Source organism: Nocardia elegans NBRC 108235, assembly GCF_001612845.1.
In the GTDB taxonomy this organism is placed as follows: domain Bacteria; phylum Actinomycetota; class Actinomycetes; order Mycobacteriales; family Mycobacteriaceae; genus Nocardia; species Nocardia nova.
Genome location: NZ_BDBF01000039.1, coordinates 41,957 through 61,710, shown reverse-complemented (window position 1 = coordinate 61,710; position 19,754 = coordinate 41,957). Strand labels below are relative to the sequence as shown.

Below are 19,754 nucleotides of genomic sequence, written 5' to 3'. Positions count from 1 at the left end.
GCGCGCCCGATCCGGCAGGTCTGCCCCGGTTCCACCCGGTTCGCAGGTATTTTCGGCTGGTGCGCACGCACCACGCGGTTCTGGAGATGATCACGGCGGCTCTGGCCACCCTGGTCGCCGGGCTGTCGTTGCTGCTGCCGAACGGCTTCCGCTGGGCCTCGCAGACCTCGGTGCTGCAACTGGATATGCTCGCCGCCAGCCAGCCGAAGGCTATCGCCGTGGGCGCCATCGTGGCGCTGATCGTGGCCGTCTTCGCCACCACGGTCAACCATGCCCTGGTCGCCTGGGGCACGGCGCTGTGCGGGGTGGCGACCATGCTGCTGGCTCATCTGCTGGCCGAGAGCGGCGACCAGAGCATCGCGCCCGCCACGCTGAATTATCTGGAGGCGCTGGCGGGCGGAATTCTGCTGGGCGGAATCGCGGTCGCGGTGCTGCGCGGCTGGCTGCAGGTGTTCGGCTGGACCCTGGGCGCGCTCGCGGCAGTGGTTTTCGGGCAGCTCGGTTCGACCTCGACGGGCACCGTGCGGGGCGGAGTGATGGGCGCGCCGGGCTGGTCGACGACCACGCTGCCGCCGCTGTGGTTGATCGTGATCACACTCGTCCTAGTGATCGTCGGCATGGTCGTCAATCGCAACCAGGACACCGTCGAGCGCCGCTCGGTCGAATTACCGATGGCGCCGATCGTCGCGGGACTGGTCTTCGTGATCGTCGAGGTGTTCGGTGCGGAATGGCTTGCCCGCCACGCCGAGAGCACGGGACATATCGTCACCGCCGCGGTGCTGACGGTGGCCGCGGCGGTAGTGGCGGCGGTGCTGCTGCCTCGGCGCGACGGTGTGCTGATCCTGCTGGCGGTCGCTCTGGCCGCGGTGGGCGGCGCGCTGATTCCGGCGCGGCTGCCGCTGTGGTCGGTCGCCCCCTTGGTGCTGCTGATCGCGCTGGGTTTGATCGCGGGTTTCCGGCGCCCGATGCCGATGCTCGCGGTCGTGGTGCTGGCCGCGATGGCGTTGTACTGCGCGTTGGTCACCGGACATCGGATCGGCGGTGGCGTGCAGGCGGCGGTGTTGAGCGGGCTGCTGGCGGTGGTGGCCGGCTACAGCTTCGGCAGTGCCGCACCGCGCTACAACCCGACCCGGGTGCTGGGTGTGGCGATCGTGTTCGTGCCGTCGGTGATCACCGCGCTGCGCGACCGTCTCGGCCGGCAGCAGTGTGTCTCGGACCTCGGCCGGTGGTACCTGTGCCCGGCTCCGACGATGGCCTCGCCCGCGCCGTTCTGGACCGCGCTGGGGATCACCGCCGGGTGCGCGGCGGGCCTGCTCGCCCTGCGCTATTGGCGCAAGCCGACCACCCCCGAATCGGTAGCCGATATATAGCCGTCGCCTCTGAAAGGCCTCGCTCCGGACCGCGCCGGATCCGGCCGTGACCACCGAAGCCCGGAGTCACCAGTAGGATCGGGGCGCCACCACCCCGCCGCCGACCGACGGAGTGACGTTTGCTCGCCATCCTGCTAGCCCATGCTTGTGCCGCCCTGCTCGCACCGCTCGCTGTGCGCGTATGGGGAAGGCGCGGGTTCTACCCGATCGCCCTGGCGCCGCTGGCCGGGCTGGTATGGGTCATCGCGAACTGGAACAGCGACGCCGAGGTCCGGATCGCCTGGGCGCCGGAGATCCACATGAATCTGGATCTGCGCCTGGACAGCCTCGCCTCCATCATGTCGGTGCTGGTCCTGGGCGTGGGCGCGCTGGTGCTGGCCTATTGCGCCGAATATTTCGACGACGACGACCGAGCCCGCCTGGGTATCTTCGCCGGCTATCTGGTGGCCTTCGCCGGGGCCATGTTCGGGCTGGTCGTCAGCGACAACATGCTGGTGTTGTTCACCTTCTGGGAGCTCACCACGGTGCTGTCGTTCCTGCTGGTGGGCCATCACGCCGAACAGAGCACCGGCCGCCGCGCGGCGCTGCAGGCGCTGCTGGTCACGGCCGCGGGCGGGTTGGCGATGCTGGTCGGCCTGGTGCTGCTCGGGCAGCGCTGCGGCAGCTACCTGCTCTCCGATGTGGTGGCGCGGGCCGATCCGCACGACTGGTCGACCAATGTCGCGGTAGTGCTGATCCTGATCGGCGCGTTGAGCAAATCGGCGATCGTGCCACTGCACTTCTGGCTGCCCGGCGCGATGATCGCGCCCACCCCGGTGAGCGCCTATCTGCACGCTGCCGCGATGGTGAAGGCCGGTATCTACCTGGTGGCGCGACTCGCCCCGGGCCTGTCCGAGGCACCGGTGTGGCATCCGATCGTGCTGACCCTCGGCATCCTGTCGATGCTGCTCGCCGGTCTGCGATCGCTGCAGGTCTACGACCTGAAACTGGTGCTCGCCTTCGGCACCGTGAGCCAGCTCGGATCCCTGCTGGTTCTGGTCGGTACCGGAACCCCGGAGGCGGCGCTGGCCGGTGCGGCGTTGCTGGTCGCGCACGCGCTGTTCAAGGGATGTCTGTTCATGGTGGTCGGCATCATCGATCACAGTGCCGGCACCCGGGATCTGCGCCGGCTCTCCGGCATCGGGCGGCGCGCGCCGGTTCTGTGCGCGGTCGCGGCGCTCGCCGCGCTGAGCATGGCCGCGATTCCGCCGCTGTTCGGATTCGTCGGAAAGGAGAGCGCCTTCGCCGCCGAACTCGACGCGGGAAATCTGAGCCCACCGGTTCGGATCGCCGTCGCGATCGGCATCGTGCTCGGGTCGATGTTCACCGTCGGCTACAGCGCGCGCATGGTCTGGGGCGCGTTCGGGACGAAACGGGCCGCCGAGGGTGTGCCCGAGCCGGAGCCGTCCTGGCATCGCCCGAGTGCGCTGTTCGTGGCGCCGCCTGCCGTGCTGGCCGTGGCCTCGCTGGCCGCGGGTCTCGCCTCGCCCTGGATGGACCGGCTGCTCTCGCCCTACGCCCGCACACTCGGGCCGCTGGAGGCGCATCTGGGGTTGTGGCACGGCTGGGGCACCCCGCTCACCCTCACCCTGATCGCCATCGCCTGCGGTCTGGTGCTGTTCGAGATCCGCGACCGGATCGGCGAATCGGTGAATCCGCGCCTCGGCAACGCCGACCGGGTCTACGACGCCGTACTGCGCGCGATGGATCAGCTGTCGCTGCGGATGACCGGTGCCACCCAGCGTGGTTCGCTGCCGCTGAATCAGGGACTGATCCTGATCACGGTCGTGGCGTTGCCCCTGGTCCTGTTGTTCATCGGCGCGCGTTCGCGCATCTCCGTGCGGGCGTGGGATTCCTCACTACAGCTGGTGATCGCGCTGGTGATGGCCGCGATGGCCCTGGGCGCCACCGTCATGCGCAACCGCCTCGCCAGCGTGCTGCTCGTCGGGGTCACCGGCTACGGCTGCGGTGTGATCTTCGCCCTGCACGGCGCCCCGGATCTCGCCCTCACCCAGTTCCTGGTCGAGACACTGACGTTGGTGATCTTCGTGCTGGTGCTGCGGAAGTTCTCCGCCGAGATCGAACCCAGCCGCACCGCCGCCCTGAAGGTACGCCGCGCCATCCTGTCCGCGGCGGTCGGAGCGGCGGTGGTGATCGTGGCGGCCTTCGCCACCGCGGCCCGCAGCACCGAACCGATCTGGCATCGAATCCCGCCCGCCGCATACAGTTTCGGCGGCGGGAAGAACGCGGTGAACGTGCTGCTCGTCGACATCCGGGCGTGGGACACCCTCGGTGAGATCTCGGTGCTGGTGGTCGCGGCCACCGGTGTCGCCTCGCTGATGTTCCGCAGCCGCCGGTTCGGCACCCTGCCGCGCGTCTCCGAAGCCCCCGGCTACACCCCCGATCCGGATCGGGCCTACTGGTTGCGCGCCAGTCCGCTGGTCGCCCCACGGGACCGGTCGATGGTGATGGCGATGACCACCCGGATGCTGTTCCCGACCATGATGGTGCTGTCGGCGTATTTCTTCTTCGCCGGCCACAACGCGCCGGGCGGCGGCTTCGCGGGCGGTCTCACCGCCGGATTGGCCCTGGTCATGCGCTATCTCGCCGGTGGCCGCTACGAGCTGGCCGAGGCGCTGCCGGTCGACGCCGGACATGTGCTGGGCGCCGGGCTGGTGCTGTCGGCGGGCACCGCGACCGGATCGCTGCTGCTGGGCGCGCCACCGCTGTCCTCGGCCATCATCGAGGTCACCCTGCCGGTGCTCGGACATATCAAATTCGTCACCGCGATGCTGTTCGACCTGGGCGTGTACCTGATCGTGGTGGGTCTGGTCCTGGACGTGCTGCGCAGCCTCGGCGCCCGCCTCGATATCGAATTCCTGGACGGCACAACGTCTTCGACGAAGGGAGGGATGCGATGAGCGCGAATATCACCATGCTGGCCCTGATCGGGATCATGGTCGCCTGCGGGGTGTATCTGGTGCTCGAACGCGCGGTGTCGAAGATGCTGCTGGGGCTGATCCTGTTCGGCAATGCGGTGAACCTGCTGATCCTCACCATGAGCGGTCCCGACGGACGGCCGCCGATCCTCGGCGAATCGGACCGGCGCCATCACGACCCGGCCGATCCGCTCGCGCAGGCGATGATTCTCACCTCGATCGTCATCACCATGGGTTTGGCGGCCTTCGTTCTCGCCCTGGCCTATCGGGCCTTCGCGCTGACCACCACGGAACAGGTCGAGGACGACCCCGAGGACGTGAAGGTCGCCGCGCAGCGCGAGGGCGAGGATCCCGAACAATGAGCCTGTCCCCCGATCTGCTGCCCGCCCTCTGCCCGCTCCCGGTGCTGATCCCGCTGCTCACCGCGGCCGCGACCCTGATCGTCGGTCGCAAAGCGCGCGTGCAGCAGGCGATTTCGATCGCGGCGCTGACGGTGGTGGTCGCGATCTCCGGGGTGCTGCTGTATCTGGCCGATCGCGACGGCATGGGTGCGGTGCAGGTCGGCCGCTGGGAAACGCCGATCGGCATCACACTGGTGGTCGACCGGCTCTCGGCGGGCATGCTGCTGGTGTCGTCGATCGTGCTGCTCGCGGTGCTGATCTTCGCGGTCGGGCAGGGTATCAGCGACGGCACCGAACGCCAGCCCACCTCGATCTTCCAGCCGACATATCTGATTCTGAGCGCGGGTGTTTCGCTCGCCTTCCTGGCCGGTGACCTGTTCAATCTGTTCGTCGGATTCGAGGTGTTGCTGGCCGCGTCGTTCGTCCTGCTCACGCTGGGCGCGAGCGCCGACCGGGTCCGGGCCGGGGTGTCGTATGTGATGGTGTCGATGGTGTCGTCGCTGATCTTCCTCACCGGCATCGCCCTGGCGTACGCGGCGACGGGCACCCTGAATCTGGCCGATATGTCGGTGCGGATGGGCACCGTGCCGCTGGGCGTGCGCAGCGCGATCTGCGCGGTGCTGCTGGTGGCGTTCGGCATCAAGGCCGCGGTGTTCCCGCTGTCGAACTGGCTGCCGGATTCGTATCCGACCGCCCCCGCACCCGTCACCGCGGTCTTCGCGGGTCTGCTGACGAAAGTCGGTGTGTACGCCATCATCCGGGTGCACGCGCTGCTGCTGCCGGCCGGCACCTTCGACAACGTGCTGCTGGTGTGCGGTCTGCTCACCATGGTGATCGGCATCCTGGGTGCGATCGCGCAGAGCGATATCAAACGTCTGCTGTCGTTCACCCTGGTCAGCCATATCGGCTATCTGATGTTCGGGGTGGGGCTGGGTTCGGTCGGCGGCACCACCGGCACGGTTTTCTATGTGGTGCACCACATTCTGGTCCAGACCACCCTGTTCCTGGTGGTGGGCCTGATCGAGCGGCAGGCCGGGTCGGCGTCGCTGAGCCGATTGGGCGGATTGCTGGCGGCGAGTCCGGCGCTGGCCCTGCTGTTCGGCATTCCGGCGCTCAATCTCGGTGGTATTCCGCCGTTTTCCGGCTATATCGGCAAGGTGCGGCTGTTGCAGGCGGGCGCCGCCGACGGGAGCGTGCTGTCCTGGATGCTGATCGCCGGCGCGGTGACGACCAGCCTGCTCACGCTGTACGTCATGGCGCGAGTGTGGAGTAAAGCGTTCTGGCGCCCGCGCGTACAGGCCCCGGAGGGCGAACTGGCCGATGCCGCCCCCTCGGCGCTGATCGACGAATCCACCGATGTGCTGTTCGACGACCGCGTCGATCCCGGCCGCATGCCCCGGCTGATGGTGGCTCCGACGGCGGCGTTGATCGTGGTAGCGCTCGCGCTGACGGTATTCGCCGGGCCGATCCTGGGTATCTGCCAACGCGCGGCCGAAGATCTCAACGATCCGCACCGATATCTGGGCACCGTGCTCGGCCCGCCGGAGACGTGGCAGTCGGGAGGAAACCGATGACGCGGGAACGACTGGTTCGCATCGGCGTGCTGATCTGGCTGGCCGTCCTCTACACCGCGCTGTGGGGTAATGCCAGCATCGCCAATCTGCTCGCCGGGCTGGTGGTCGGCATCCTGATCATGGTGCTGCTGCCGCTGCCCCGGGTTCCGGTCAAGGGCGGGCTGCGGGTGTTGCCGCTGATCGAATTGGTCGTGCTCACCGCCTATTACGCGATCGAATCCAGTCTTCAGATCGCGTGGTTCGCGGTGCGGCCCGCCGGTGCGCCGGTCTCGGGGGTGCTGCGGGTGCGGCTCGCGATCGACTCGGATCTGGTGATGGTGCTGTGCGCCGATGTGCTCAATCTGATCCCCGGCACGATGGTGCTGGAACTGGATCGGGTGGCCGGGGTCGCGTGGGTGCACGTACTCGATGTCGGCAGCGACGACGCGGTCGAGAAGTTCTACTACATCACCCGCCGGTTGGAAGGCCTGCTGATCAGGTCCTTCGAAGGCAACAAACAGGAGGCAGCGTGAGCGACCATCGCGTAGCGGCTCGCGCCGCCGACCGGGTGCGGGTGTCCCGCAAATTACAGGAGGCAGGTTCATGACCTTTGTCGCGATCGTGGCGGGCATACTCCTGGCGACCGCCGCGGCTTTCACTTCCTTCCGGGTGCTGACCGGTCCCGGCACCCTGGACCGGGTCGTCGGCATCGATTCGCTGGTCGGCATCGCGGCGGCGGGGTTGGCGGTGTGGGCCGCCTACAGCGACGACACCACGGTGGTGCCGGGCATCGTCGCGCTGTCGCTGGTCGGCTTCCTGGGATCGGCAGCGGTTACCCGTTTCCGGGTGCGGGACGACACATGAGCGGCATCTTCCATACCGCGCTGATCTGGTTGTCGTACGCGACCATCCTGCTCGGGGCGTTCCTCGCCGCCACCGCCGCGGTCGCGATCGTGCGCTTCCCCGACACCCTCTCGCGCATGCACGCGGCGACGAAACCTCAAGTCGTCGGCCTGGTTCTGATGCTGACCGGTTCGGCGATCCAGCTGCGCGGCCATCCCAACGTCTGGATGTTGGTGCTCGTCGGCCTGTTCACGCTCGTCACCGCACCGGCCATCGCCCATCTGGTCGGCCGGACGGCCTATCGGGAGCAGCGCCACCGCGACGGACTGCTGCTGATCAACGAGATGGGTGACGAGGACCTTCCCGACGACTGACCGTACCCGCTACACCGCGACCGGTTCGGGCACATCCGCGGCCGTGCGCGCGAACCAGGTGCGATAGAACGCCGACACGAATCCGGCGAACAGACCGAGCGCGATGATCCCCGCGGGCAGCGGATATTCGGCCATCCACACCGCCAGATACCGGTAGGCGAGCAGCAATCCGATCAGCAGCGTGAATCCGGCGGCGACCAGCAGTGCGCGCGCCCGGTCCCAGCCGCGCTCGGGGGCGCGAAGCACCGATTCGAGGGTCAGGGCCAGCACCGCACCCGCCAGCAGGTCGGCGCCGTAGTGATAGCCGAAACCCAGAGTCGCCGACAGCGTCGCGAGCAACCAGAACGTCCCGGCCCAGCGCACCCAGCGGGGTGCGGGCGCACCGTCGTTGTCGCGGCGGGTGTGCAGGAAAACCGCGGTCGCCCAGGCGGTGTGCATGGAGGGCATGCAGTTGCGCGGCGTGTAGCGGTCGAACGGCATGGGCTTCGGGTGGTAGTCGGTCGGTGGCACGACGTGGGGCCAATAGTCGCCGATCTGCAGACCGTGCCCATCCGGTCCGTAGGCGAACATCGGCCCGACCACCGGGAAGATCAGGTAGATCACCGGGCCGACCAGGCCCAGCACCAGGAAGGTGCGCACCAGATAGTGCCGGGGCCACACCCCGGTGCGCACCACCTTGCGCAGCTGCCAGACCGCCACCACCATCGCGGCCACCGGCAATTCGATGTAGACCCAATGCAATACGCCGTAGACCACCGGCCCCAGGGCGTCGATCACCCGGCCCATCACCCATGCGGGCTCACCGAAGGCGTGATCGGCCAGCACCAGATAGCGGTCGCGGACCTCCGGCCCGGCCACCACCGTGAAGTGCAGCCACACGTCACCGACCTTGGTGGCGATGATCAGCAGCGATCCCAGCGCCGCCGCGTGCAGGGCGTTGCGTTTGGGCACACCCTCCCAGCCGAGCCAGGCGATCAGCACCACCGCGGTGAGGGCGATGACCGCACCGTTACCGATGGTGAGCGGGCCGCCGAGAAGCACCCGGATCGACGCACCGACGGCATCGACGATCACCGCCACGCCCACGGTGATGAACCGCCACCGCCACGACAACCCGACCAGCGCCAGTGCCAGCCCCGCCCACGGCACGGAGACCGATTTGGGTGTCCCGGCGAAATCCTCCCAGAGGCTGTGCAGCGGGCCCTCGAAGTTGTTGCGCACGGCCACTGTCTGCAACACGACCAGCAGCGCCGGCACCGCGGTGACCAGCACCCAGGCCGCGTAGTGCGGCGACAGGTTCCGGAACCGTCCACGGCGAGCGTCACCGAAGTCGGAACGCGGATCATCGAGCAGCACCCGATCATCGTAAACAGGCGATGAACGCCGCCCCTCGCACAGCGGAAACGTCGGCGACGGATGTGATCTGCGCCATTGTCGCGGCGGGCCCGGCCGCGACAACCTTTCCGTAAGCGATCACCAGGGGCGCGCTGCCAGAGTTCGAGCCATGTTCACTTGGTATGTCGCACTGCTCGCGATCAGCGGGATCGTCATGATCGCCATGGCGTCGGTGAAGCAGGGGCAGAGCAGCGCGTCACGATCCTTCAACGGCATCTTCGGCGGCATCTTCCTCGGCTACGCCTTCTACCTCGCCTTTCTCTTCGACGGCGGCTCGTACCTGATCTTCTTTCACGCGTTCATCGTTCCGGTGACGATGGTGGTGAACTTCTTCCGCAACCGCACGCCCCGCCCGAAGCTCACCGACACCCAGAAGGCCTGGCGCGAATTCCACCGCTGACCGAAAGGCGTTGCCGTGGCTCCGAACCGGTGAGATACGTCGCAAGCTGGGCAGGCGCGAGACGCGCGCGGGCCCTCGGGCCAGACTGCACGCATGGGTGAATACATCGACGCGGGCGGGTTGCGGACCTACTACGAGGTGCACGGGGACGGTGAGCCGGTGGTGTTGTTGCACGGTGGGCTCGGGACGGCCGAATCGTGGGGACAGCAGGTGGGCGAGCTGGCTCGGCACTATCGGGTGTACGTGCCGGAGCGGCGCGGACACGGCAGGACCGCCGATGTGCCCGGGCCGATCACCTATGCGGCGATGGCCGAGGATACGACCGCCTGGCTGGACGCCATGGCGCTGCGCGGTGCCCATCTGATCGGGTGGAGCGACGGGGGCGCGGTGGCGGCGCTGGTTGCCATCGCGCGACCGGAGCTGGTCGGCAAATTGGTGGTGATCGGCCAGTATTTGTCACTGGACGGCGAGTGGCCGTCGTCGCGGGCGGCATTGGACGATCTTGCCGAGGACGCCGGCACCCGTGCCATGTTCGAAGGGTTGCACGCACCGCTGTCCCCGGACGGCCCGGACCACTTCCCCGTGGTCTACGACAAGATCATGCGAATGTGGCGCGAGGAGCCGGAGATTCCCCTCGGCGACATCGCCCGCATCACGGCACCGACACTTTTCCTGCAGGGTGACGGCGATTGGGTGCGAGTCGAGCACAGCGCACTGCTCGCCCGCACCGTCGCCGATGCGCAACTGGCCGTCGTTCCCGGGACTTCGCACGCTCTACCTCTGGAAAAGCCCGAGCTGGTGAACCGGTTGCTGCTCGACTTTCTCGCCGACGAGCAGGTCGCCCGCTTCCTACCGGTCGGACACGAATAGCTGCTGTCTCGAAAGGTGCTGTCGGGGAGGCGATTCGAGGGCAGGAATTGGTCAGCGTCGGGCGGATATCAGGTCTGGAGCGAACGAATTCAGGCCCATTCCTTTGTATTTCGAGACCAGCTTGCGGTAGCGGCGCCGGTTGCGCGCCAAGGCTGTATCGGTCACCGCGGGACCGGATCTGCACGAACAGGTCCGTGCCGCCGCCGATGCCGCGCTCGGATTCCTCGCCGCGGACCCGCGACGCCAAGCGCTGGTGCTGGCGTCCCATTCCGATGCCGCATTGCAGAGCGGCCGGCTCAGCACTCAGCGCGACATCGCGGCCGCCATGGCCGCGGTGGTGCGGGAACTACGCCCGCCCGACCCGGCCGCCGCCCCGCTCGACCTGGATATGACCGCCTACGCCGTCGTCAGCGGCACGCTGGAGCTGGTAGCGGCGTGGATTCGTGGCGAATTCCGCGCCACCCGTACCCATCTCACCGAATTGATCGCCGCCCTGCTGCTGGCCGGCACCGCCATCACCCCGGCCGCGCCGGAGGACCGCTGACTCAGCTGTTCAATTCCTTGACCAGCGCGTCCACCACCGCGACCAGATCGCCCTGCGCGGCCGCCGCCACTCGCCGCTGCCGCTGATACGACGCCCCGCGTTCGACGATATCGGGCACCCGCGCGAGCTCGTTCTCACACTGCAGCAGCTTCGCGGTGGGCTGCAACCGATCCAGCAGATCCATCAGATCGTCGGTGACCAGCCGCTCGTTGCTGTCGGAGTCGGTGATGATGATCGCGTCCAGGCCGTAACGCGCTGCGCGCCACTTGTTCTCCTGCACATGCCACGGCGGCAGGGTGGGCATGGTCTCCCCCGCCTCCACCCTGCGATCCAGATCCACGATCAGGCAGTGGATCAGGGCGACGAGTGCGGAAAGTTCGAAGCGACTGGGGATGCCGTCGCAGACGCGGACCTCGATGGTCCCCCATTTCGGCGCGGGGCGGATATCCCAGTGCATCCCGCCGAGTTGTTCGAACACACCGGTTTTCATCTGGTCGTGCACGAAAGACTCGAACTGCGACCAGTTCTCGAACTGGAACGGCAAGCCGGCGGTCGGCAGCTGCTGGAACATCAGCGCGCGATTGCTCGCGTACCCGGTATCGATGCCGGCCCACATCGGTGAGGACGCCGACAGCGCCAGCAGATGCGGATACGAGAGCAGCAGCGTGTTGAGAATCGGAAAGACCTTCTCCGGGTGCGAGACTCCCACGTGCACGTGCACGCCCCAGATCAGCATCTGGCGGCCCCACCACTGGGTGCGGCTGATCAGCTCGTCGTAATGCTCGGAGCGAGTCAGCTGTTGCGTCGACCACTGGGCGAACGGATGGGTGCCCGCGCAGAACAGGTCCACACCGACCCTGTCGGCGGCCGCGCGCACGGTGTCCATCGTGGCGTGCATCTCGTCGACCACCTCGCCGACGGTGTCATGGACACCGCTGACGAGTTCGACCGTATTCTTCAGCAGCTCCTTGGTGACATGCGGCGGGCCGTTGGGCGCCCGCAGATCACCGATCTGATCGAAGACCGCGGCGGCCGTATTGGAGAGATTGCGCGTCTGCTTGTCGACGAGCGCGATCTCCCATTCGACGCCCAGCGTCGGGCGGGGCGAGCCGTTCCAGGGAACCGTTCGAGAGCCAGCCCCACCCATGACGAATCCGCTCTTACCCGATGACGCCGCAGGCGACCCGGCCGCCCGCGTCGCCGGTTGCCAGAGTCTCGGCATCGGGTCCGGGCGCGCCACCGTTGGCCTGCAGGTAGCGGTTCGGGATGTTGCCGAAGTTGTCGGCGCCGGCGTGGATCATCAGCGCCTTGCCCTTGACCTGGTCCAGCGTCACGGAGTCGGTGGTGGTCACCAGCTTCGCGGTGCCGTCCTTGCCGACCTCGAGCGAGGTCAGATCGCCGCTGGAGGGATGAGCGTTCGACTCGCCCACCTGGAGGTGGCCACCGGCGGACAGGAAGTTGCCCGGCGCGCCGCCGGACGGGGCGGTGGAGTTCGGCTCGCACTTGCCGTTCTGGTGGATGTGCAGGCCGTGGAAGCCCGGCTGCAGGCCGTGCGCGTCGACGGTGATCTGCAGCTTGTCGCCGGACTTGGCGATGGTGGCGGTGCCGACCTGCGCGCCGGAGGGGTCCTTCAACTGCACCGAGACCGAATCGCCGGAGGGCGGGTTCTGCTCGGCGCCGGTGCCGGAGTTCTCCGCCGGACCGGCGCTACCGGTCCATACCGGCGGGGTGGTCCCCTTGACGTCGCTCGACTCCTGGCTGTTGCTGCACGCGACCAGGCCGAAAGCCGCGATCGCCAGCATCGGGGTCACAGTCCGCCAGGAGGGGCGACGGGTTGCGGAGGGGGCCATCGGAGAACTCCTTTACGAGTACCGAGTTTACGAGTAGTGCTGGTTGAACAGATTCCTTACCGGACAAGATGATGCCAGAGCCGTTATGCACCGCACTGGTGGGGCTCGGTTGGGTTCTAGTTACCGGTGACGATGACGATGATGCCCGGCGGCGAGTCCGCGATTCCGGCGAAACGCGGTTCGGCCGATACTCCCAGTTCATTCGCGATCGCCTGGGCAGTCTCCCGTTCGTGCGGGGAATTTCCGTAATAGACAGTTGTTTTCGCGATCACACCGCCGGGATAGTTACCGGTCTCGGTGACGTCGAAGCCCGCCGCGGTGAGCTGGCTCCCGGTGCGGGAGGCCAGGCCGGCGACGGTGCTGTTGTTCAGCACCCGGACCGGGACGGTCTTGTCCACACCGGCCGTCGTGCTGGTCGCCGCCGCGGTGGTCGTGGTGAGCGTGGTCGTCGGCGCCGCGGTGGTCGTGGCCGCCGCCGTCGTGGCGGCGCGGGTGGTGGTGACCGGGGCGGCCGTCGTTTCGGTATCCGACGAGGTCTCCGCGGCAGCGGAGTCGGAACTCGAGTTCGACAGCGCCATCGCGCCGAGGCCCGCGAAGACGATGGCCAGCGCGATCAGCACCATCGCGAGTGCTCGCAGCGGCGGTCCACCGGAGGGCGGATTCGGGTTGCTCACGGTGTCGACCCTAGTCGCAGGAATGAGCGGGCGCGCGCATCGGACATCCGCCGATCAGACCTGAAAGCCCAGCCGCCGCGCCGCCCGCGATTTCTGCCGGCTGGCCCGCAACCGGCGCAGCCGTTTCACCAGCATCGGATCGGCGGCCAGCGCCTCGGGCTTGTCGACGACGGCGTTGAGGACCTGGTAGTAGCGGGTGGCGGACATGGCGAACAGCTCCCGGATGGCTTCTTCCTTGGCACCGGCGTACTTCCACCACTTGCGCTCGAAATCGAGGATGTCGAGTTCGCGACGGGTGAGACCGTCGACCGCAACCCCCTCGGGGGCGCCCTCGACCACCGCGCCGGAGGCGCCTTCGACCACTGCCACGATCTCTTCGCTCGCGGAGCTGTCCTCGCTTGCGGATAGATTCCGGGCCGCTGCGCTGTCCATATCGCTCCCTCGCCGAATCAACAACGGACGACAGTCGTCGTCATTCAACCACGCGGCACACCCGTTCACCGAGGCGTCGTACGGCGTGTCGGGCCGTACACGCGGCGCCGCGTAAAGTGTGCCACCATGGCGATTCTCCCGATCCGCATCGTCGGCGATCCGGTGCTGCACAACCCGACCCGGCAGGTGTCGCAGTCGCCGGACGAGCTCGCCGGCCTGATCGCGGACATGTACGAAACCCTCGATGCCGCCAACGGAGTCGGGCTGGCCGCCAATCAGGTCGGTGAATCGCTGCGCCTGTTCGTCTACGACTGCCCCGACGTGCAGCCCGACGGTTCGGTGCAGCGGCGGCGCGGCGCGGTGATCAACCCGGTGCTGGAAACCTCCGAGATCCCCGAAACCATGCCCGATCCCGACGACGACGAGGAGGGCTGCCTCTCCGTTCCGGGTGAGCAGTTCCCCACCGGCCGCGCGGACTGGGCGCGGGTCACCGGCACCGACGAACACGGCGAGCCGGTCACCATCGAGGGCAAGGGTTTCTTCGCCCGCATGCTCCAGCACGAGGTCGGCCACCTCGACGGCTTCCTCTATGTGGATGTGCTGATCGGCCGCAACGCCCGCGCCGCGAAGAAGGCGATCAAGCGCAACGGCTGGGGCACACCGGGTCTGAGCTGGGTGCCGGGCGAGGTGCCGGATCCGTTCGGGCATGACGACTGACCGTCCCGATATCCCGCTCGGGCGCCGCGTGGTGGTGCGGTACCGCCTGCCCGAGGGTTATCCGCAGCAGTTCACGGACGTGATCGGCGAACTCGTCTCACCGGATCCGGTGCAGCTCCGCACCGCCGACGGCACCACGGTGACCATCGCACCCGATCGGGTGGTGGCGATGAAAGCACTGGGGCCGCGCCCGATCCGGATCGGTGAGATCCGCGCGCTGGAAGCGGCGGCGATCGACGGCTGGCCCGGCCTCGAGCGGGCCTGGTTCGACGGCTGGTTGTGCAGTGCCGGCAACGGATACAGCCATCGCGCGAATTCCGCTGTGCCACTGGGCGAATCCGGTCGCAACGCCGCCCTCGACATGCGCACGTTGCAACGCATCGGCGAGTGGTACACCGAACACGGTCTGCCGCTGCAGCTTCGGCTCCCCGACCGCCTGGCGCCGGTGCCGCCGGGCTGGCGCACCTGGGGCGAGACGAGGATGCTCGGCATCGATATCGCCACTTTCGTACTGCCGCAGGGTCCGTCGATGGTCCGCATCGACGAGCGGCCGCACCCGGCCTGGCTGGAACTGCACCGGCACCGCGGGGAGGACACCGTCGACGTGGCCGCGCCGCTGCCCGATACCGACGTGCTCACCGCGGTCCGCGACGGTGAACTCGGTTTCGCCGCGCTGGGCCTGCCGACTCCGCTGGCGATCGGCCGCGGCGCCCTGACCACCGCCCCCGACGGCCGCCACTGGATCGGCCTGAGTTGTCTCGCGGTCGCCGCACCCCACCGCCGCCACGGCCTGGGCACCCTCGTGTGCGCCGAGCTGATCAACTGGGGCTACAAGCGCGGCGCCACGCACGCCTACGTCCAGGTGGAGGCGAACAACGACGCCGCCCTCGCGATGTACCGGGAAATGGGCTTCGTGGACCACCACAACTACCGCTACGCCGCCCCGGACCCCGACGCGGGCCGCCACCGCCGCGAGTGAACCCGCCGACTAACCTCGTTTCATGCGGTTGGCCACCTGGAATGTGAATTCGATTCGATCCCGAGTGGATCGGGTCGTGTCGTGGCTGGACCGCGCCGATATCGATGTGCTGGCCATCCAGGAAACCAAATGCCGCGACGACCAGTTCCCGGCCGAGCGGTTCGAAGAGGCCGGCTACGAGGTCGTGCACACCGGCTTCAGTCAGTGGAACGGGGTGGCGATCGCCTCCCGGGTGGGCATCGACGAGGTCGAGGTCACCTTCCCGGGCCAGCCCGGATTCGACAAGGACGCCGGGGCCTCGCTGATCAGCGCGCCGGTGGTGGAGGCACGGGCGATCGGCGCCACCTGCGGTGGCGTCCGGGTGTGGAGTCTGTACGTACCCAACGGGCGCACACTGACCGATCCGCACTACACCTACAAGCTGGAATGGCTTGCGGCCCTGCGTGATTCCGGTATGGCCTGGTTGGGGGCCGACCCGTCGGCGCAGATCGCGCTGTGCGGCGACTGGAATATCGCACCCACCGACGACGACGTGTGGTCGCCGGAATTCTTCGCGCACAAGACGCACACCTCGGCCCCGGAGCGGGCCGCGTTCGACGCCGTCGTGGCGGCGGGATTCACCGATGTGATGCGCCCGTTCGCCCCGGGTCCGGGTGTCTACACCTACTGGGACTACACCCAGCTGCGCTTTCCGCGCAAGGAGGGTATGCGCATCGATTTCGTCCTCGCCTCACCCGCGCTGAGCGCCCGCGCCGTCGATGCCGGGGTCGATCGCGAGGAACGAAAAGGTAAGGGCGCCAGCGATCATGCGCCCGTGGTGGTCGAATTCTCGAACTCTCCGGCGCTTTCGGAGCAGCCGGGACCGGAGGTCAGCTCTGCCGGGTCTTGATGGCGTCGTGGGAGATGTAGACGTCGTAGCTGCCGGGCATCGCGATCACCGCATTGCCGTAGGCCGAGCGGATGAACGGTTCGGTGTACCAGCTGTGATCGCGCATATCAGTGAAGAAGTCGCCGTCGCCGCCGCCCAGCATGGTCTGGTGCTGACTCACCGCGGCACCGTCGAGCCGCTGGCCGTAGAGCCGGGTCACCTTGTAGCCGGAATGGAATCCGAGCGCGTTGACCCACGGCTCCAATTCCACGATATCGGCCTGTAGCACCCACAGATCGCCCTCGATCCGATAGGTCTGATGCGTCTCGTCGTGATGGCCGTCGCCGTAGAGGGTGAGCTCGATATCGAGGGTATGGTCTTTGCCCGCAACGCTTTTCGCGACGACGTGCGCGGCCTTCACCTCGCCGGTCAGCCCGAGGTAGGTCTGCAGCAGGGTCACCGCCCACAGCAGGACGACCGCCACCAGCAGCACCACCAGCCCGCTCGCGCCGCGCCCGATATGGCCGCGCCAGCCCGCTTTCCGGGCGCGCAGCACGGCCGTGACCAGCATCGCGATCGCGACGACGAAGAGCACCGCCAGCAATGCCTGGATCCAGCCGAAGGCCATCGGGAACACCATGCCGACAGTTGTACCCGCATTCGGGTACCGCACGCGGGCGAGTCGGACACGAATACGCCACGGCCGGCCGGGATTTCCCGGCCGGCCGTGTGCGCGGTGTGGGCTTCGAGCCTAGAAGGCGCCCTCCTCCAGCTGCATGATGTCGGTGTCGAGGTTTTCCACCACGGCCCGCACACCACTCAGCAGCGGCAGCTGGTTCTTGGCGAACCACGATGCGACGCCGACCTTTCCGGCGTAGAACAGCCGATCCTTCTCCGCCGGCTGTCCGGCCAGCGCGGCCTGCGCGACCTGCGCCTGCGCCAGCAGCCGCCAGCCGATGACGAGATCGCCCACGGCGTGCAGGAAGCGCACGGAACCGAGTCCGACCTTGTAGATCTCCTCCGACGTCTGCGCCGCGGCCACCAGATAGCCGGTGAGCGCGGTCGCCATCGCCTGCACATCCGCGAGCGCGGCGCCCAGCAGCGTCTTCTCCGCCTTCAGGGAGTCGGGCTCGCTCTCGACGAACTGCTGCACCAGTCCGGCGACATGGGCGAGCGCCACGCCCTTGTCGCGAACGATCTTGCGGAAGAAGAAGTCCTGCGCCTGGATCGCGGTCGTACCCTGGTACAGCGAGTCGATCTTGACGTCGCGGATGTACTGCTCGATCGGGTAGTCCTGCAGATATCCCGATCCACCGAAGGTCTGCAGCGACTCGGTGAGGGTTTCGTACGCCCGTTCCGAGGCGACGCCCTTGACGATCGGCAGCAGCAGGTCGTTGACCCGCGCCGCGGTATCGGGGTCGGCGCCGAAATTCGCCTGTGCCACATCGTCGTTCTGATACGACGCGCAATACAGATACAGCGCCCGCAGACCCTCGGCATAGGACTTCTGCAGCGCCAGGCTGCGCCGGACGTCCGGGTGGTGGGTGATGGTGACGCGCGGAGCGGTCTTGTCGGCCATCTGGGTCAGATCGGCGCCCTGTACGCGAGACTTCGCGTACTCCAGCGCGTTCAGGTATCCGGTGGACAGGGTTCCCGCCGACAGCACGCCGACCATCATGCGAGCGTTCTCGATGACCTTGAACATCTGGGCGATGCCGTTGTGCACGTCGCCGACCAGGTAACCGATCGCGGGCTTGTCGCCACCGTAGGTCAGCTCACAGGTCGGCGAGGACTTGATGCCCATCTTGTGTTCGAGGTTGGTCACCAGCACGCCGTTGCGCTCGCCCAATTCCATTGTCTGCGAATCGAACAGGTACTTCGGCACCACGAACAGCGACAGGCCCTTGGTACCCGGGCCCGCGCCCTCGGGCCGCGCCAGGGTGAGGTGGAAGATGTTGTCGGCGGTATCGCCGACGTCACCACCGGAGATGAAGCGCTTCACCCCTTCGATGTGCCAGGTCCCGTCGGGCTGCTGAACGGCCTTGGTGCGGCCCATACCGACATCCGATCCGGCGTCGGGTTCGGTGAGGACCATCGTTCCGCCCCAGCGGTTTTCCCAGGCGTGCTCGGCCCACCGCCGCTGTTCCTCGGTGCCCTCGCGGTACAGCACCTGGTGCATGAGCGGGCCCATATTGAAGAAGCTCGCCGAATTGTTCGCCGCCACGAGCATTTCCTGAATGGCCCAGATCAGCGGCGACGGGGCGTCGACACCGCCCATGTCCTCGGGCATACCCAGTCCGGACCAGCCGGCCTCGTTGACCGCCGCGACCGTCTTGCGCAGCGGGTCCGGCACGATGACCTCGTGCTTGGCCGCGTCGAACGAGATCGGATTGCGATCGGCGTCGACGAACGACTCGGCTACCGGCCCCTCCGCCAACCGCTGCACCTCGGTGAGCATTCCGCGTGCGGTTTCGGTATCCAGATCGCCGTACGCGCCGGCCTCCAGCAGCGCACCGATTCCCAACACCTCGAACAAGTTGAACTCGATATCCCGAAGGTTCGCCTTGTAGTGCGACACGCTCAGGGCCTCCTCGCCATCGTGGGATGTTCTCCGTCGGAGGTTGCCGTACCCGCGTTCACTTACGCAACCGTAACCGGCCGAGACTAGAGAATTCGGGGTAACTTATGCGGCGGACCAGTCCATCCGCGATTCACTTTTCCCAATCGCGGTAAGCCTCGCGGCAATTTGCTCGGAATGTGCTCGCGTTCGATATCCCGTTCGGCATCCCCGATCGGCCGAGACTCGCCCCCGCGGCTGCCCTCCGCCGGCGCGATGCGACCGGCATAACCGCCCTCTACCACTGCTATCTTGTTCGCCATGGCTTCGGAATCCGCGGTACGACCGCGTCAACGGGCCCAGCATCTCGGCCCCGAACGCCGCCGCCCGCAGGTTCTGGATGCGGCGCTGCGCATCGCGGCGGACGAGGGGATCGCGGCCGTCACCATCGCCGCCGTGGCCGAACGCCTGACCGTGACCCGGCCGGTGGTCTACGCCTGCTTCGCCGATCGCGTCGAACTCATCAACGCCCTCATCCAGCGTGAGGAGGGGCTGCTGCTGGCCGGCATCATGGACGCCCTGCCGCCGCGCCGGGTGGAGGCCGACGAAGAGGTTTTCGTCGAGGGCTTCCGCGCCCTGCTGGAGACGGTCTCCAAACGCCCCGACACCTGGAAACTGCTGCACGGCAACCCCGATCCGGCGGTGGCGGGTTCGTTCGGACGCGGGCGCAACTTCGCGGTCGAGCGCTGTACCCGCCGGTTGCGGCCCACGCTGGAGGCGTGGGGAACCGTCGACGCGGAACGCAAACTGCCCGCACTGGTCGAGTTGTGGGTTTCGGCCGGTGAGGGCGCGGTGCGAACGCTGGTGACCGAGGGCGACAAGTGGACCCCGCAGGATCTGGGCGCCTTCGTCGGCGCGGCGGTCTACCGGGCGCTGCGCTCGGCCTGAG

At 67.8% G+C, this 19,754-nt stretch carries 21 protein-coding genes; 14 read left to right on the top strand and 7 right to left on the bottom strand.

Annotation, left to right across the window (positions count from 1 at the left end):
• Positions 1 to 59 precede the first annotated feature (59 nt).
• The 7 genes from NE2_RS25360 to mnhG all read left to right on the top strand — a co-directional run bounded on the left by NE2_RS25360 (position 60) and on the right by mnhG (position 7,519).
• Positions 60 to 1,370, top strand: coding sequence for a hypothetical protein (locus NE2_RS25360; RefSeq protein ID WP_063030057.1), 1,311 nt, complete (start codon positions 60 to 62; stop codon positions 1,368 to 1,370).
• A 119-nt stretch (positions 1,371 to 1,489) separates the two neighbouring features.
• Entirely contained in the window at positions 1,490 to 4,330 is a 2,841-nt protein-coding gene (locus tag NE2_RS25355; protein WP_063030055.1) for a Na+/H+ antiporter subunit A, read from the top strand.
• Positions 4,327 to 4,710, top strand: a complete 384-nt coding sequence (locus NE2_RS25350; protein ID WP_063015225.1) for a Na(+)/H(+) antiporter subunit C — start codon at positions 4,327 to 4,329, stop codon at positions 4,708 to 4,710. The genes NE2_RS25355 and NE2_RS25350 overlap by 4 nt, the downstream gene beginning before the upstream one ends.
• The gene (locus NE2_RS25345) at positions 4,707 to 6,323 is read left to right on the top strand and encodes a Na+/H+ antiporter subunit D (RefSeq protein WP_063030053.1); all 1,617 of its coding nucleotides are present in this window, start codon (positions 4,707 to 4,709) and stop codon (positions 6,321 to 6,323) included. Before NE2_RS25350 ends, NE2_RS25345 begins: the two co-directional genes overlap by 4 nt.
• Positions 6,320 to 6,835 carry a Na+/H+ antiporter subunit E gene (locus tag NE2_RS25340; protein ID WP_063030051.1) on the top strand — a complete coding sequence of 172 codons (516 nt, stop codon included), beginning with the start codon at positions 6,320 to 6,322 and terminating at the stop codon, positions 6,833 to 6,835. Before NE2_RS25345 ends, NE2_RS25340 begins: the two co-directional genes overlap by 4 nt.
• A 70-nt stretch (positions 6,836 to 6,905) precedes the next feature.
• The gene (locus tag NE2_RS25335; protein WP_063030049.1) at positions 6,906 to 7,166 is read left to right on the top strand and encodes a monovalent cation/H+ antiporter complex subunit F; all 261 of its coding nucleotides are present in this window, start codon (positions 6,906 to 6,908) and stop codon (positions 7,164 to 7,166) included.
• Positions 7,163 to 7,519, top strand: coding sequence for a monovalent cation/H(+) antiporter subunit G (gene mnhG, locus NE2_RS25330; protein WP_063030047.1), 357 nt, complete (start codon positions 7,163 to 7,165; stop codon positions 7,517 to 7,519). Before NE2_RS25335 ends, mnhG begins: the two co-directional genes overlap by 4 nt.
• Before the next feature lie 9 nt (positions 7,520 to 7,528).
• Here the strand turns inward: mnhG and NE2_RS25325 are convergent, their stop codons facing one another.
• Positions 7,529 to 8,875 carry a phosphatase PAP2 family protein gene (locus tag NE2_RS25325; RefSeq protein WP_084494325.1) on the bottom strand — a complete coding sequence of 449 codons (1,347 nt, stop codon included), beginning with the start codon at positions 8,873 to 8,875 and terminating at the stop codon, positions 7,529 to 7,531.
• A 148-nt stretch (positions 8,876 to 9,023) separates the two neighbouring features.
• Between NE2_RS25325 and NE2_RS25320 the strand changes: the two genes are divergently transcribed.
• The 3 genes from NE2_RS25320 to NE2_RS25310 all read left to right on the top strand — a co-directional run bounded on the left by NE2_RS25320 (position 9,024) and on the right by NE2_RS25310 (position 10,728).
• Positions 9,024 to 9,314, top strand: coding sequence for a hypothetical protein (locus NE2_RS25320; RefSeq protein ID WP_030516580.1), 291 nt, complete (start codon positions 9,024 to 9,026; stop codon positions 9,312 to 9,314).
• A 93-nt stretch (positions 9,315 to 9,407) separates the two neighbouring features.
• Positions 9,408 to 10,184 carry an alpha/beta fold hydrolase gene (locus NE2_RS25315; protein ID WP_063030045.1) on the top strand — a complete coding sequence of 259 codons (777 nt, stop codon included), beginning with the start codon at positions 9,408 to 9,410 and terminating at the stop codon, positions 10,182 to 10,184.
• A 139-nt stretch (positions 10,185 to 10,323) separates the two neighbouring features.
• On the top strand, positions 10,324 to 10,728 hold the full coding sequence (locus tag NE2_RS25310; protein WP_063030043.1) for a hypothetical protein: 405 nt from the start codon (positions 10,324 to 10,326) through the stop codon (positions 10,726 to 10,728).
• Position 10,729: 1 nt separating this feature from the next.
• On the opposite strand, the gene NE2_RS25305 is transcribed toward NE2_RS25310, so the two are convergent.
• The 4 genes from NE2_RS25305 to napA form a co-directional block, all read right to left on the bottom strand.
• Positions 10,730 to 11,875, bottom strand: a complete 1,146-nt coding sequence (locus NE2_RS25305; RefSeq protein ID WP_063030041.1) for a glutamate--cysteine ligase — start codon at positions 11,873 to 11,875, stop codon at positions 10,730 to 10,732.
• Positions 11,876 to 11,888: 13 nt separating this feature from the next.
• On the bottom strand, positions 11,889 to 12,578 hold the full coding sequence (gene sodC, locus NE2_RS25300; RefSeq protein WP_030516585.1) for a superoxide dismutase[Cu-Zn]: 690 nt from the start codon (positions 12,576 to 12,578) through the stop codon (positions 11,889 to 11,891).
• Positions 12,579 to 12,694: 116 nt separating this feature from the next.
• The gene (locus tag NE2_RS25295) at positions 12,695 to 13,252 is read right to left on the bottom strand and encodes a LytR C-terminal domain-containing protein (protein WP_063030039.1); all 558 of its coding nucleotides are present in this window, start codon (positions 13,250 to 13,252) and stop codon (positions 12,695 to 12,697) included.
• 54 nt (positions 13,253 to 13,306) lie between these two features.
• Complete coding sequence (gene napA / locus NE2_RS25290) at positions 13,307 to 13,684, bottom strand: nucleoid-associated protein NapA (protein ID WP_030516587.1); 378 nt, start codon at positions 13,682 to 13,684, stop codon at positions 13,307 to 13,309.
• Positions 13,685 to 13,810: 126 nt separating this feature from the next.
• On the opposite strand from napA, the gene NE2_RS25285 reads away from it, so the two are divergent.
• From NE2_RS25285 to NE2_RS25275, 3 genes are read left to right on the top strand one after another with little or no spacing between them, the layout of a single operon-like run.
• Positions 13,811 to 14,401: a peptide deformylase gene (locus NE2_RS25285; RefSeq protein ID WP_063015231.1), complete on the top strand. Its 591-nt coding sequence runs from the start codon at positions 13,811 to 13,813 to the stop codon at positions 14,399 to 14,401.
• Entirely contained in the window at positions 14,391 to 15,380 is a 990-nt protein-coding gene (locus NE2_RS25280) for an N-acetylglutamate synthase, CG3035 family (RefSeq protein WP_063030037.1), read from the top strand. Before NE2_RS25285 ends, NE2_RS25280 begins: the two co-directional genes overlap by 11 nt.
• A gap of 22 nt (positions 15,381 to 15,402) precedes the next feature.
• Positions 15,403 to 16,269 carry an exodeoxyribonuclease III gene (locus NE2_RS25275; protein ID WP_063030035.1) on the top strand — a complete coding sequence of 289 codons (867 nt, stop codon included), beginning with the start codon at positions 15,403 to 15,405 and terminating at the stop codon, positions 16,267 to 16,269.
• Here NE2_RS25275 and NE2_RS25270 read toward each other — a convergent pair.
• Positions 16,250 to 16,888 carry a hypothetical protein gene (locus NE2_RS25270; protein WP_063030033.1) on the bottom strand — a complete coding sequence of 213 codons (639 nt, stop codon included), beginning with the start codon at positions 16,886 to 16,888 and terminating at the stop codon, positions 16,250 to 16,252. The genes NE2_RS25275 and NE2_RS25270 overlap by 20 nt on opposite strands.
• A 111-nt stretch (positions 16,889 to 16,999) precedes the next feature.
• Positions 17,000 to 18,826, bottom strand: coding sequence for an acyl-CoA dehydrogenase (locus NE2_RS25265; protein WP_063030031.1), 1,827 nt, complete (start codon positions 18,824 to 18,826; stop codon positions 17,000 to 17,002).
• A 300-nt stretch (positions 18,827 to 19,126) separates the two neighbouring features.
• Between NE2_RS25265 and NE2_RS25260 the strand changes: the two genes are divergently transcribed.
• A complete protein-coding gene (locus tag NE2_RS25260) occupies positions 19,127 to 19,753 on the top strand; it encodes a TetR/AcrR family transcriptional regulator (RefSeq protein ID WP_063030029.1) in 627 nt (208 codons plus the stop codon).
• Position 19,754 lies beyond the last annotated feature (1 nt).

Coding starts and splice junctions, on each gene's coding strand:
- NE2_RS25345 (WP_063030053.1), top strand. CDS start 4,707: ATGAGCCTGTCCCCCGATCTGCTGCCCGCCCTCTGCCCGCTCCCGGTG.
- NE2_RS25340 (WP_063030051.1), top strand. CDS start 6,320: ATGACGCGGGAACGACTGGTTCGCATCGGCGTGCTGATCTGGCTGGCC.
- sodC (WP_030516585.1), bottom strand. CDS start 12,578: ATGGCCCCCTCCGCAACCCGTCGCCCCTCCTGGCGGACTGTGACCCCG.
- NE2_RS25305 (WP_063030041.1), bottom strand. CDS start 11,875: ATGGGTGGGGCTGGCTCTCGAACGGTTCCCTGGAACGGCTCGCCCCGC.
- NE2_RS25335 (WP_063030049.1), top strand. CDS start 6,906: ATGACCTTTGTCGCGATCGTGGCGGGCATACTCCTGGCGACCGCCGCG.
- NE2_RS25350 (WP_063015225.1), top strand. CDS start 4,327: ATGAGCGCGAATATCACCATGCTGGCCCTGATCGGGATCATGGTCGCC.
- NE2_RS25280 (WP_063030037.1), top strand. CDS start 14,391: ATGACGACTGACCGTCCCGATATCCCGCTCGGGCGCCGCGTGGTGGTG.
- NE2_RS25270 (WP_063030033.1), bottom strand. CDS start 16,888: ATGGTGTTCCCGATGGCCTTCGGCTGGATCCAGGCATTGCTGGCGGTG.
- mnhG (WP_063030047.1), top strand. CDS start 7,163: ATGAGCGGCATCTTCCATACCGCGCTGATCTGGTTGTCGTACGCGACC.
- NE2_RS25285 (WP_063015231.1), top strand. CDS start 13,811: ATGGCGATTCTCCCGATCCGCATCGTCGGCGATCCGGTGCTGCACAAC.
- napA (WP_030516587.1), bottom strand. CDS start 13,684: ATGGACAGCGCAGCGGCCCGGAATCTATCCGCAAGCGAGGACAGCTCC.
- NE2_RS25275 (WP_063030035.1), top strand. CDS start 15,403: ATGCGGTTGGCCACCTGGAATGTGAATTCGATTCGATCCCGAGTGGAT.
- NE2_RS25320 (WP_030516580.1), top strand. CDS start 9,024: ATGTTCACTTGGTATGTCGCACTGCTCGCGATCAGCGGGATCGTCATG.
- NE2_RS25315 (WP_063030045.1), top strand. CDS start 9,408: ATGGGTGAATACATCGACGCGGGCGGGTTGCGGACCTACTACGAGGTG.
- NE2_RS25260 (WP_063030029.1), top strand. CDS start 19,127: ATGGCTTCGGAATCCGCGGTACGACCGCGTCAACGGGCCCAGCATCTC.